General features: G+C 66.2%; 12 protein-coding genes. All 12 read left to right on the top strand.

Translation table 11 applies throughout. The features are described 5' to 3' along the window. A partial coding sequence (locus WAW17_RS07035) for an alpha/beta hydrolase (RefSeq protein WP_422332282.1) occupies positions 1-927 on the top strand: 927 nt, incomplete at its 5' end. Then, positions 924-2,216 carry an oxygenase MpaB family protein gene (locus WAW17_RS07030; protein WP_422332281.1) on the top strand — a complete coding sequence of 431 codons (1,293 nt, stop codon included), beginning with the start codon at positions 924-926 and terminating at the stop codon, positions 2,214-2,216. The genes WAW17_RS07035 and WAW17_RS07030, both read left to right, overlap by 4 nt. Positions 2,217-2,258: 42 nt before the next feature. Next, positions 2,259-3,305, top strand: coding sequence for a hypothetical protein (locus tag WAW17_RS07025; protein ID WP_422332280.1), 1,047 nt, complete (start codon positions 2,259-2,261; stop codon positions 3,303-3,305). Further along, on the top strand, positions 3,302-4,612 hold the full coding sequence (gene hmgA, locus WAW17_RS07020; RefSeq protein WP_422332279.1) for a homogentisate 1,2-dioxygenase: 1,311 nt from the start codon (positions 3,302-3,304) through the stop codon (positions 4,610-4,612). The genes WAW17_RS07025 and hmgA overlap by 4 nt, the downstream gene beginning before the upstream one ends. Then, entirely contained in the window at positions 4,609-6,081 is a 1,473-nt protein-coding gene (locus WAW17_RS07015; RefSeq protein ID WP_422332278.1) for an aldehyde dehydrogenase family protein, read from the top strand. Before hmgA ends, WAW17_RS07015 begins: the two co-directional genes overlap by 4 nt. Then, positions 6,081-6,845, top strand: coding sequence for an MlaE family ABC transporter permease (locus WAW17_RS07010; protein WP_422332277.1), 765 nt, complete (start codon positions 6,081-6,083; stop codon positions 6,843-6,845). Before WAW17_RS07015 ends, WAW17_RS07010 begins: the two co-directional genes overlap by 1 nt. 4 nt (positions 6,846-6,849) lie before the next feature. After that, positions 6,850-7,695: an MlaE family ABC transporter permease gene (locus WAW17_RS07005; protein ID WP_422332276.1), complete on the top strand. Its 846-nt coding sequence runs from the start codon at positions 6,850-6,852 to the stop codon at positions 7,693-7,695. A 7-nt stretch (positions 7,696-7,702) separates the two neighbouring features. After that, complete coding sequence (locus WAW17_RS07000; protein ID WP_422332275.1) at positions 7,703-8,866, top strand: MCE family protein; 1,164 nt, start codon at positions 7,703-7,705, stop codon at positions 8,864-8,866. Between the two features lie 2 nt (positions 8,867-8,868). After that, on the top strand, positions 8,869-9,888 hold the full coding sequence (locus tag WAW17_RS06995; protein ID WP_422332274.1) for an MCE family protein: 1,020 nt from the start codon (positions 8,869-8,871) through the stop codon (positions 9,886-9,888). Then, positions 9,885-10,895, top strand: coding sequence for an MCE family protein (locus tag WAW17_RS06990; protein WP_422332273.1), 1,011 nt, complete (start codon positions 9,885-9,887; stop codon positions 10,893-10,895). The genes WAW17_RS06995 and WAW17_RS06990 overlap by 4 nt, the downstream gene beginning before the upstream one ends. Further along, positions 10,892-12,064: an MCE family protein gene (locus WAW17_RS06985; protein WP_422332272.1), complete on the top strand. Its 1,173-nt coding sequence runs from the start codon at positions 10,892-10,894 to the stop codon at positions 12,062-12,064. The genes WAW17_RS06990 and WAW17_RS06985 overlap by 4 nt, the downstream gene beginning before the upstream one ends. After that, positions 12,061-13,119, top strand: a 1,059-nt coding sequence (locus tag WAW17_RS06980) for an MCE family protein (protein ID WP_422332271.1), incomplete at its 3' end; no start/stop codon positions are given. The genes WAW17_RS06985 and WAW17_RS06980, both read left to right, overlap by 4 nt.

The following is a 13,119-nucleotide window of genomic DNA, read 5'->3' as shown; positions in this document are numbered from 1 at the left end:
GCGATGAACACCCGGTACGCACAGAACGAGCCGGCACTGATCATGGAACGCGCGGCCGAAGATCTCGGTACCGGAATCCGCTGGATGCATGAAGAACTCGGATTCGAGAGGGTGGTACTACTCGGCTTCAGCGGGGGCGGCTCTCTCGCCTCCTTCTACCAGTCGCAGGCCGAGAACCCTACCGTCACCGCGACACCCGCCGGCGATCCCGCAGATCTGGCTTCGGCGAAGCTCCTTCCGGCCGACGGTCTGATACTGCTGGGTGCCCATCCCGGCCGGGCGCGAGTACTGCGGAACTGGATCGACGGCGCGGTGACCGACGAGATCGACCCCTACCGCAGCGACCCGGCGCTGGACCTGTACGCACCCGGACGTCGAGCTCCCCTCGACGCCGACTGGGTCGAGGGCTACCGCGCCGCCCAGCTCGAGCGCATGGCCCGAATCGATACCTGGGCTTTCGACGAGCTGGATCGACTGGACGCGGCGGGCGGTTCCGACCGTGCCTTCGTCGTGCACCGCACCGTGGCCGATCCCCGGTTCATCGATCTCGGCATCGATCCGAGCGACCGCGCACCCGGCTCCATGTACGGCGATCCTGCCGCGGCGAACACCGCCGCCGGCGGTCTCGCCCGATTCGTGACCGTGCGAAGCTGGCTCAGTACCTGGAGTTTCGAACACACCCAGGCAGATGCCACCAAGGATCTCTTCCATGTGAGTGCCCCGACCACGGTGATCTGCCTGATGGGCGATCAGGCGGCGTTTCCCAGCGATTCACGGATGATGCACGATGCACTTCCGGATCCCGGTACCGAACTCGTCGAACTCCCGAATCTCAGCCATTACCTCGTCGGCCAGTCCGACGGCCTGGCCGAGGTGATCGCGCGCATCCACAACTGGGTTTCCGCGCAGAAATGGAGAAAACAATGACTATTCAACAGGGATCTCCGGATGCCGCCACCCTCACCGCTACCGAAACGGATCGCTGCCCCAGCGCATTCCGGTATCGGGAGGCGCGTCGTGAACCGACCTTCCGCCGTGCGGAACGGCTCGTGCGGAAGGTGACGGGGGCCGAGCTGTTCCCCACCGACGCCCAGTCGCGGGCCTTCTGTAACGACCTGTACGCCGGGGATCCGGTGGCGGAGCGGTTCGTCGAGGAGGTGTTCGACGGCGAACTCGGACGCGAGCGCGGACGAGAGCTGCTGCTGAAGGCGCTGGCCGAGGGCGTCGACGCCGTCCCGGAAGCCCCCGAGTCGATGAAGGAGCTGCTCCGCGAGTTCGAGGAGGTCCCCGACTGGGTCGATCCGGAACTCGTCGAAAAGGGTGCCGCGATCTGGCGGCGCTGGGGAACGATGCTGTTCACCGTCGCCGGCGCGACGACGCTGGAAATGTACACGGAGGCAGCGGTGGCCACCCCGCTGTCGCTGGCCGGCGGGTATGCGGGGGACAACGCCCTGCGCCGTTTCCTGGAGACGGGCCGATTCTGGATCGACGTATCGGAGAAGGGCGCACTGCTGCGGCCGGGGTCGCAGGGACGCACTACCGCGATGATGGTCCGAGTGATGCACGTGTCGGTGCGGCGCCGCGTGGCCGAACATCCGGAATGGGACTCGGATCGCTGGGGTCTGCCGATCAGTCAGGGCTACATGCTGCTCACCCTGATCGGCGGAAGCGTCGCACCGGCACTCGCGCTGTGGACGCTGGGTTACCAGACCTCGCCGCGGGAGATGCGGGAGCTACTGCACTTTCAGCGCTACATGGGATACCTGCTGGGAGTGCGGCCGAGTTGGCATCCGGAAACGATCGCCGACACGGTGCGGGCGCTCGCGATGACCATCGCCTCGCGCTCGTACGATTCGGGTGAACACGGCGCCGAACTGATCGAGTCGTTCCCCGCGAGTTTCGCGCCGCGCGAGGGCCACCGTGGGCTGCGTCGACTGAGGGCGAAGTACAACTACCGGATCTACTCGGCGTATGCCGCGGTGTTCATGTCACCCGTGACTCGCCGAAAATACGACATGCCGCCCGCCTTTCCCTGGGTGCTCATCCTCGTCGCCAGGTTTCCGCTCATCACCACGATGGAACTGATCAGGCACGCGGTTCCCGGGGTGTCGATCCTGCTCGAGAAGATCAGCATCAGGCACCGAGACAGCTGGTACCGAGCCCAGATGGAGGGCCGCGAAGCCGCGTTCGATGCCAGTGGAGCACTCCGGCGCTGACCGGTCCGATCCGAAAAGCCTGTGGGAAAGAGGAATTCGACGATGAAGGTTGTGGAAGCATGGACGGGGACGGGCCGCAGGGACGACGTGATCCCCACCCTCGGGCCGGAAGACAACGCCGCGCACCCGAGCGCGCACAAGAATGCGTTCGAGCACTGGTACTTCGATGCGAAGCTCGACAACGGTTATCTCGTCGTCGGGTTTCTGCAGACACGTGAACTGGTAACCCGCAAGCCCGGCGTGGAACTACACCTCTATTCGCCGGACGGACAGCGACGGGAGATCGTGCGGAGTTACCCCACCTCCGAAGCCAAGGCCTCCGACGAGCAGTGCGACATCCGGATCGGGGACAACACCGCGGTGGCCGAGTTCTCAGGCTCCGGTGACCCGCTGCACCGCGTGCATCTCGAGGAGGAGGACATCGTGTTCGACCTCGTCTTCGAGAACGAAACCCCGGGCTGGATGCCCGGACGTGGCCGTACCACCTACGGCGACACGGAGTTCTTCGCGTGGGCGGTGCCCGCCCCGCGGGCCACGGTGCGTGGAACGGTCCGCATCGGCGACACCGTTCTCGACGCCACGGGTCGGGGCTACCACGACCACAACTGGGGCGTCGGCGACATGAAACGGCTGATCGACCGTTGGTACTGGGGTCGCCTTTACGTCGACGACTTCACCCTCGTCTACGCCAACGTTCTGACGCAGAAGAAGTACGGCAGCCACTGGTCCAAGCCGCTCATGCTCGCACACCACGACCAGGTGGTGCTCAGCACCGGCGAGGTGGAGACCGTCGAAGGGCCGGCCGTGTTCGATCCCGTCGCGAACCGGTCGTACCCGTCGACGTTGCAACTCGTCGTTCCGGGCAGCATCGATCTGAAGTTCTCGGTGCGCCGGATCATCCATGCCCACGACTTTCTCGCGGACGTGCCGGTTGTCCGCTCCGGATGGGTGAAACCGCTCGTCAACAGGTTGGTCGGCCGGCCCGGATACTTCCGTTTCGAATCCGACTTCGACCTGACCGTCGAGCTCGACGGCGAGAAGCACCATCGCAGCGGCACCACACTGCACGAGATGGTGGCGCTCAAGTGAACTCCGGCGGGCTGCAGTATCTGCGCGGCTTCGGCAACGAACACCGCACCGAGGCGGTGGCCGGGGCTCTGCCCGTGGGCGGGAACTCGCCGCAGGATGCTCCGTTCGGTCTGTACGCAGAGCAGCACTCCGCCACGGCGTTCACCGAACCTCGGGGAAGCAATCGCCGCAGTTGGGTGTACCGCATCCGGCCGTCCGCACTGCACCCGGCGTTTCGGCCACTGGCGCACCCGACGCTCCGCAGCGCCCCCGTCGTCGACGGAATCCTCGACCCCAATCGGCTGCGGTGGGATCCGCTGCCCGAAGCAGCCGGACCCCTCGATTTCGTCGACGGGCTCTACACGGTGGCCGCGAACGGGGATGTGCGGCAGCGCAGCGGCATGGCCGTCCATCTCTACCAGGCCGACAGATCCATGCGGAATCGCTGTTTCGCCAATGCGGACGGCGAGATGCTGATTGTTCCTCAGCACGGTGAGCTGTTGCTGCACAGCGAGTTCGGTAAAGTCGCGGTGGTGCCGGGGGAGTTCGCCGTCATCGGCCGAGGCGTGCGCTTCCGGGTGGACGTGGTGGGGCAACGCGCCGGCGGGTACGTGTGTGAGAACTATGGACAGGCATTCACTCTGCCCGAGCTCGGTCCGATCGGTGCCAACGGTCTCGCCTACGCGAGGGACTTCCGCTATCCCGTGGCAGCTTTCGAGGACAGCGACGAACCCACCGACGTGGTGCAGAAGTTCGGTGGCACGCTGTGGACAGCCGAGTACGGCCATTCACCGTTGGATGTCGTTGCCTGGCAAGGAAACCACGGGGTGTACAAGTACGATCTGCACGACTTCAATGTGATGGGCACGCTCGTCTACGACCATCCGGATCCGTCGATCTTCACCGTCCTGACGTCCCCGTCGGACACACCGGGGCAGGCCAATGTCGACTTCCTGGCCTTCCCCGATCGATGGGTGGTCGCGGAGGGCACCTTCCGACCGCCGCACTTTCACCGCAACATCATGACCGAGTTCATGGGCCTCATAGCGGGCGTGCACGACTCGAAGGCCGAGGGCTTCGTCCCCGGCGGGGCGAGTCTGCACAACATGTGGGGTGCTCACGGCCCCGACCGCGAAACATTCGACAGGGCCACGACGGCCGAACTGGTACCGCAGCGCATCGAGGGGTCGCTCGCGTTCATGTTCGAGACCCGTTTGCCGCTGGTCACCACCGACTTCGCCCATCGCGCCGAGCACCGCCAACCGGACTACGACGGTTCGTGGCGCGACCTTCCCCGCGGGTTCCATCTCACCCAGGAGGACCGATGACCACGATGGCTGCCCGCCCCGGACAACTGCCTGAGCCACTCCTGAGGATCGGTGCGACCCGGCGCGCTGCGACGGGCTCACGCACCTACACCTCGATCAGCCCGGTGTCGGAGCAACCGGTCGCGGAGATCGCCGCGGCGGACGCCTCCGACGTGGACGATGCCGTCAGCGTCGCCCGCGAGCGGTTCACGGCCGGTGAATGGGCCTCGATGTCGGGGGCATCACGCGGCGAGATCTTGTTCCGCACAGCCGATCTGATCCTCGCCGATGCCGAGAATCTGGCGGCGCTCGAGGCGATGGAAATGGGTAAGCTCTTCCACGACTCGGTGATCGGCGACATTCCTGCGGCCGCCGCGGCCTTTCGCTACTACGCCGGCTGGGCAGACAAGATCACCGGGCAGACCGCGCAACTGCCGGACTTCGGTCCGCAGCCACGCTTCGGATTCACAATCCGGCAGCCGGTAGGTGTCGTCGGAGCTATCACGCCGTGGAACAACCCGGCGATGATTGCAGCCTGGAAGCTCGCACCCGCGCTGGCGGCAGGGTGCACCGTGGTACTCAAACCCGCCGAGGACGCAGCGTTGTCCTCCCTCCGGTTGGTGGAACTCCTCGCCGAAGCCGGTCTGCCGGACGGCGTCGTGAATGTGGTGACCGGGCTCGGGCACGAGGCGGGCGCCGCGCTGGCAGCGCACCCGGGGATCGACAAGCTGACCTTCACCGGTAGCCTCGAGGTCGGCCGGATGCTGGGCATGGTTGCCGGCGACACCTTCCGCAAGGTGACCCTCGAATTAGGCGGTAAGGCACCACAACTCGTGCTTCCCGACGCCGACCTCGACCAGGCGATGCAGTGGATCGCGATGGGTAACTTCTACCACCAGGGTCAGGTGTGTGCGGCCGGGACCCGGGTGATCGTGCACGAGAGTCTGCTCGACGACGTCGTCTCGGGCCTTGTGGAGGCGGCGAAGAACAGCAGGATCGGTGACCCCTTCGACAGTGCGAACACGATGGGCTCCATCGTCAACGAGAAGCAGCTGAACCGCATCCTCGGCTACGTCGAGTCGGGCCGGAGCGAGGGTGCCTCTTTGGTGACGGGCGGCAGCCGCGTGGACCGCGAGGGGTACTTCATGGAACCCACTGTGTTCGTCGGCGACAACGACATGACCATCGCGCGGGAAGAGATCTTCGGGCCGGTGGCGACGGTGATCGGCTACCGCGACCTCGAGGACGGTGTTCGGATGGCGAACGAGACCAAGTACGGCCTGAGCGCCATGATCTACACCCGCGATCTCTCGGCCGCGCATTCCCTCATCCCGCGACTGCGGGTGGGAACGGTGTGGGTCAACGGCTGGGGTGTGCCCGACGCGAGCCTGCCGTGGGGTGGACGCGGTGCCAGCGGGATCGGCCGGGAACTCGGAAAGGCCGGGGTGGACGCCCACACCGAGGAAAAGACCGTCCACCTGGGGCTGTGATGTTTGCGCCGGTTGTCACCGCCACCCGTTCGGTGGGGGAGTTCTATGCACTCGCGCTCGATACGTTCGGGGCGCTGGGCCGCCGGCGCTTCGCGTGGCGCGAGTTCGCCGAGCAGTGCTGGTTCATTGCACGGGTCTCGGTGCTGCCCACCGTCCTGATGGCGTTGCCGTTCACGGTGCTGGTGGTCTTCACCCTCAATTCCCTGCTGGTGGAGATCGGTGCCTCCGATCTCAGCGGCGCCGGGGCGGGGCTGGGGGCAGTGACCCAGATCGGGCCACTCGTCACCGTTCTGGTGGTGGCCGGTGCGGGTGCCACCGCGATTGCCGCCGATCTCGGGTCCCGGACGATACGTGAGGAGATCGGTGCACTGGAAGTGCTCGGGATCGATGCGGCGCAACGTCTGGTGCTGCCCCGGGTCCTGGCGTCGACCGTGATCGCGATGCTGCTCAACGGGATCGTCTGTGCCATCGGTCTCATCGGCGGATTCTTCTTCTCGGTGTACTTCCAGAACGTGACGCCCGGTGCCTTCGCCTCGGGGATCACGCTTCTGGTCGGTCCGGCGGAGTTGGTGATCTCCGAGGTCAAGGCCGGCCTGTTCGGGCTCATCGCGGCACTCGTGGCGTGCTACCGGGGACTGTCGGTCACAGGGGGACCGAAGAGCGTCGGAAATGCCGTCAATGAGACCGTCGTGTTCGCCTTCATGGCCCTGTTCGTGGTCAACGTGGTCATGACCGTGGTCGGCATATCGGTGAGCGGGAGGTGATCGTATGACCCTTGCGCATCGAATCCGGCACACGATGCAGCCGGTCCGTGCTCTGTCCCGGTGGGTGGACGGTGTGGGCCGGCGCACCACGTTCTACCTCGGCGCACTCGGCGCCGCCGGGAAGGCGGTCCGTCTGTACCGGCGCGAGACGATGCGCCTGGTGGCCGAGGTCAGCATGGGCACCGGCGCGCTCGCGGTGATCGGCGGCACCGTGGTGATCGTCGGTTTCCTCACGTTCTTCGGTGGCGCCACCGTCGCCGTCCAGGGCTTCAGCTCGCTCGGCGACATCGGAATCGAGGCGCTCACCGGGTTTCTCGCCGCCTACGTCAACGTCCGGGTCGTCGCGCCCGTCACCGCCGGGGTCGGCCTCGCCGCGACCATCGGGGCGGGTACCACCGCCCAACTCGGTGCCATGCGCATCAGCGAGGAGATCGACGCCCTCGAAGTCATGTCGATCAAGTCGGTGCCGTACCTGGTGGGCACGCGAATCCTGGCCGGTGCCATCGTGATCCTTCCGCTGTACGCGCTGGCGGTCGCGGCGTCGTTCCTGGCCAGCAGGGTGGCCACGGTGCACATCTTCGGACAGTCCCCGGGCGTGTACGACCACTACTTCCGCACCTTTCTCATTCCGAGCGATGTGCTCTGGTCCTTCGTGCAGGCGATTGCCATGGCGGTGGCGGTGATGCTGATCCACACCTACTACGGATACTTCGCGAGTGGGGGACCGGCGGGGGTGGGTATGGCGACCGGGCGCGCGGTGCGGTCGTCTCTCGTCGCGGTGGTGACGGTGACCCTGGTGATCTCGCTGGCTCTCTACGGCAGCTCTCGGCAACTGCATCTGGCGGGATGACGAGCGCATGAATCTTCCACCCAAACTCGCGGCGGCGGGCCTCGCGGCGACTCTGGCCGCGATTGTGATGCTGGCTTTGGGTATGTCCCGCAACAGTTTTGCGGACACCGTCGCGATCTCGATCGAGACGGGCCGCTCGGGGCTGGTGCTCGATCCCGGGGCTGCCGTGAAGATGCACGGCGTCCAGATCGGACGGGTCACGGCGGTGCGGCACTCGGTGCACGGATCCGTCATCGAGGCGGAACTCGACAGTGACGCAGCCGATTCGGTGCCCGCGGACAGCGGGGCGGACATCAGGGCCACCACGGCCTTCGGCCGCAAGTACGTGAACCTGCTGTCACCGGCCTCGCCGTCCGGCAACGCCATCGGTGCGCATGCCGTCATTGCGGCCGCCGACGTGACCGTGGAGATCAACAGCGTGTTCGAACAATTGGTGCAGGTGCTCGACGTGGTGGATCCACCGAAACTGGACGCCACGCTCGGTGCGATCGCCGACGCGATCGGCGGGCGTGGTGAGCGTCTCGGGACCACTCTCACCACCGCGGATACCTATCTGGCCGGACTCCAGCCCTCGATACCGGCGCTGCGCGAAGATCTCGCCGATACGGCGCAGGTATCCGGCGCCTCCGCTGACGCCACACCGGACCTCATGCGGTTGCTCGACAATCTCACCGTCACCGGCCGCACCGCCCTCGACGAGGAGGCGAACCTGAACGCGGTACTTCTCGCTGTGACCGGGCTGTCTAACCAGGGGACGGCGCTGGTGTCGGACAACGAGACGGGCATCGTCGACGCCGTGTCCATGGCACGCCCCACCACCACCCTTTTCGGGGAGTACTCACCGGGCCTCACGTGCCTCATCCAGGGGATCGACGAAACCCGCAAGCTTGCCGAACCGGTGTCCGGGGGACTGGCCCCGTCCATGCTTCTGCACTCGGCTCTTCTGCTGGGGGACGCTCCCTACAACCTTGCGCAGGACCTACCGAAGGTCGCAGCGTCGGGTGGACCCCGATGCGGAGGGCTCCCCCGGCTCGGCGCCGCCGACATCCCGGCGCCGTACCTGGTGGCCGACACCGGAACCAACCAGTTCCGTGACCTCGGATCCGGCCCCCAGCTCAGTGGCGTGCCACTCATCGACGTGCTGTTCGGCGACGCCGCGGGGGTCAGATAGACATGACCGGGCTCGTAGTCAAACTCGGCGCCTTCATCGTGGCCGCACTCACCGTCCTCGCGGGCCTGGCAGTGGTGTTCGGACAATGGCGTTTCGACGACTACACCCCCTATCGCGCTCTGTTCGACAATGCGTCGGGGCTCGAGGCCGGCGACGTGATCCGCGTTGCCGGTGTGGAAATGGGGAAAGTCAGCTCCGTCGAGATCGTCGACAACGAGCTGGCGCTCGTCGAAATGGACGTGGTGTCTTCCTACCCGATCACGGAGGGGACGACGGCCACCGTCCGTTACGCCAACCTGGTCGGTGACAGATTCCTGCAGCTGGCTTCCGGTGCCGGCGGCACCTCCAGACTCGCCGAGGGCGAGACGATCCCCAGGGAGAGAACGCATCCCGCGCTCGACCTGGATGCGCTGCTGGGCAGCTTCAAACCCCTCTTTCGGGCAATGGACGCTACCCAGGTGAACCAGTTGACAGGTGAGCTGATCGCAGTCCTCCAGGGCCAGGGCGGCACCGTCGAGTCGATCCTCACGCGGGCGGCGAGTCTTACCGGAACCCTTGCGGACCGTGACCAATTGGTGGGTCAGGTGATCGACAACCTGCAGTCGGTTCTCGCGACATTGGCGGCCAGGCACGGTGAGCTCGACAGCGGCATCGACCAACTGCAACAGCTCGTGTCCGGACTGTCGGCGGAACGCGACCCGTTGGCCGGCGCTCTCGACCACATCAACGACGCCACCGCGACCGTGGCCGATCTGCTCATCGGCACCCGGCCATCGCTGCAGGGTACCGTGACCGAACTCGGCCGCACCGCAGTTCAACTCGACGCCGGCAGTGACACCATCGGCAGCGTGGTCTCCCGGCTACCCGACACGTACGCCGCACTCTCGCGTCTGGGTGCGTACGGAAACTTCTTCAACTACTACCTGTGTGGCATCACGATCACTCTCAACGGTGCCGATGGGGAGCCGTTCACCACCCCGGTGCTGGGTCAGACCACGGGAAGGTGCGCGCCGCAGTCATGAGACGTTTCAGAGACCTCGATCCCGTTCCGCTGGGGATCATCGGCACCGCGGTGGTCGCCGTCGTGGTAGCGGTGTCCCTGCAATGGAACTCGCTGCCCTTCATCGACAGCGCGACCGAGTATCGGGCGGAGTTCACCGAGACGGCCGGACTGAGGGAAGGCGACCGGGTGATGGTCGCGGGTGTGCGGGTGGGGGAGGTACGTGCGCTCGATCTGGTGGGTCCGGTCGTGGTGGTCACCTTTTCGCTGGATCGCGAGATCCGGCTCGGTGACGCCACGACCGTCGACATCAGCACCGCAACCGTCCTGGGCGCCAAGGCACTCGAGATCGATCCCGGAGGCAACGGCGCCCTGGGCGAGGGCGCGGTGATCGGGCTGGGCCACACCACCTCGCCCTACCAACTCACCGATGTGCTGGGCGACCTCACCCGAACAGCCGAGGACATCGACACCGATCAACTGGCCGCGTCGCTCGCGACGCTGTCGGGAACACTGCAGAACACGCCGGACGATCTTCGGGCCGCCCTGGATGGTGTGTCTCGACTGTCGCACAGTGTCGCGTCGCGTGATCGGTCGTTGCGTGCGCTGCTGGACAGCGCGGCATCGGTGACCGACGTGCTGGCGCAACGCAGCGGACAGGTGAACACCCTGATCGTCGACGCAGGTGAACTGCTACGCGAACTCGTGGAACGGCGCACCATGATCGGTGAGCTCGCCGGGCACGTCGCAGGACTCTCGGAACAGGTCAGCGGACTGGTGCAGGACAACCGCGATCGGCTCGGACCCACCCTGGCCACACTCGATTCGGTACTCGGTGTGCTGAACGCCAACAGCGACAGCCTGCAGCAGGCGATCGAGCGGATGGCACCCTACGTCACGCAACTGGGCGAAGCGGTCGCCAGCGGCCCGTTCTTCAACTCGTACATCCAGAATCTGATCCCCGGGGATCTGCTACGTCCGTTCGTCGACGCTGCGCTCGCCCCGTACACGATGGGGGCTCCTCGATGATCCGGAAATCGGTGTGGGTGCCGCTCGTCCTGCTCGCGGGGATCGCCGTCGCCTCGTTCGCGATCGTACCCGGAACGAACAACACGACGGTACACGTCGAATTCACCTCCACGGCAGGACTGTACGTGGGTGACGAGGTGCGGGTGATGGGTGTCAGGGTGGGCTCGGTGGAGACCATCGAACCGAGAGGTGAGTCCGTCGACGTGACGCTCTCCCTCGACGGCGACCGGAAGATCCCGGCGGACGCCAAGGCGGCCATCGTCTCTCAGAGCCTGGTGTCGGCGCGCTTCATTCAACTGGCGCCGGCCTACACCGACGGTGACACGCTGGCCGATGGCGATTCCATCCCTCTCGACCGCACCGCCGTGCCCGTGGAATGGGACGAGATCAAGGAACAGTTATCGACTCTCGTGACCACGCTGGGTCCCAACCAGGCGCATGCGAACGGCGTCGTCGGCGACGTGGTCGGCGCTGCGGCGGCAAATCTCGACGGCCAGGGTGCCACCTTGAACCGGACCCTCACCGACCTCTCGACCGCGATGGAGGCGCTGTCCGACGGGCGCTCGAATCTGTTCGACACGATCCGGAACCTCCACGTGTTCGTGTCCGCGCTCGCATCGAGCGGGGAACAGATCGTGCAGTTCAACGGCAGGCTGGCCGCCGTCGGTGATGTGCTGGCGGCGAACAGTGACGATCTCGCCGCAGCGCTCGGCAACCTCGACCGGGCGGTGGGCGACATCGAGAGTTTCGTCCGGGACAACCGCGACGAACTACGCGAGTCCATGACCAGCCTGTCCCGGACGGTGGAGGTATTGGCGTCGCGGCGCAACGACCTCGAGCAGGTGTTACACGTGTCGCCGACTGCGCTCGCGAATCTGCAGAACATCTACCAACCCGCCCAGAACGCCGCGACGTCCGCAGTGGCACTGAGCAATTTCGCGAACCCCGCCAACTTCATCTGCTCCGCGATCGGCGGCGCCGCACAGGTCGGTGCAGAGGAGGCCGCGAGGCTGTGCGCCCAACACCTCGGCCCACTGCTGGCATTGCTGACAACCGACTATCCGGGGATCCGGGTGAATCCCGTCCACGGAGTGGGGGCGCTGCCGGGCCAGATCGAATACTCGGAACCGGATCTGGCGGCTCTGCTCACCCCCGGAGGTGTCCGATGAGGAAAGTGAGCGGTGCCGGAGTGCTGATCGTCCTGCTGTGCGCGGGATGCGAATGGAACGGCGTCAACTCCCTGCCGCTGCCGGGAACCGAGGGACGCGGCGGCGGCGCCTACACCGTGCAGATCGAGATGCCGGACGTCTCGACCGTCGATCGCAATTCGCGCGTTCGCGTCGGGGACGTCACGGTCGGGCGGGTGGTCGATCTCGAGTTGAGCGGCGAGCACGCGCTGGTGACGGTATCGATCAACGGTGACGTGCAGGTGCCCGCCAACTCCACCGCGAAGGTGGGGCAGACCAGCCTCCTCGGTTCCACACACATCGAACTCGTGCCCCCGATCACCGGACCGGCGGTCGGTGAACTCGGGGAGGGGGGCACGATCCCGTTGGAGCGAGCAGGCAGCTACCCGACCACCGAGCAGACCCTGTCGTCGCTCGCCCTCGTGCTCGGCGGCGGGGGTATCGACAACCTCGGCGACATCACCGCCGAACTCGGCACCGCCCTGTCGGGTCGTGAGGACTCGGTGCGCAGCCTGCTGACCAGGCTCGATGTCATGCTCGGTGCGTTGGACGACCAACGGCACGACATCACGGCGGCGATGGAAGGTCTCGACCGGCTCGCAGCGGAGGTATCCGCGCGCAACCAGGTGGTGACGGACGCCTTGGACACCGTCGCGCCGGCACTCGAGGTGCTGAACCGGCAGCGTGGTGACCTGATTGCGACCGTCGAGGCACTCGGGCTGTTCGGCGAGACGGCGTCCCGGGTGGTCGACAGCACCGGTAACGACCTTCAGGCCAATCTGCACGACCTCGAACCTGTGCTCGCGGCGCTGGCGGACTCGGGTTCGGCGCTCACCGAATCGTTGCGATACATGGTGACGTTCCCGTTCCCCATCGACACCTATGCCAATGCGGTGCACGGGGACTACGCGAACGGGATCATCGACATCGACCTCACATTGAGCGCGCTGGACTCCGGATTGCTGCTCGGCACACCGATGGCGGGGATGCTCGCCGGAGTCGAAGGCATGCTGGGGCGGGCCGGTCCTGTGGTGACG

The organism is Rhodococcus sp. (in: high G+C Gram-positive bacteria) (assembly GCF_049286785.1).
Taxonomy (GTDB): domain Bacteria; phylum Actinomycetota; class Actinomycetes; order Mycobacteriales; family Mycobacteriaceae; genus Rhodococcus_F.
Note: the sequence above shows the minus strand (reverse complement) of the source record. Positions and strands in the feature narration are given on the sequence as shown.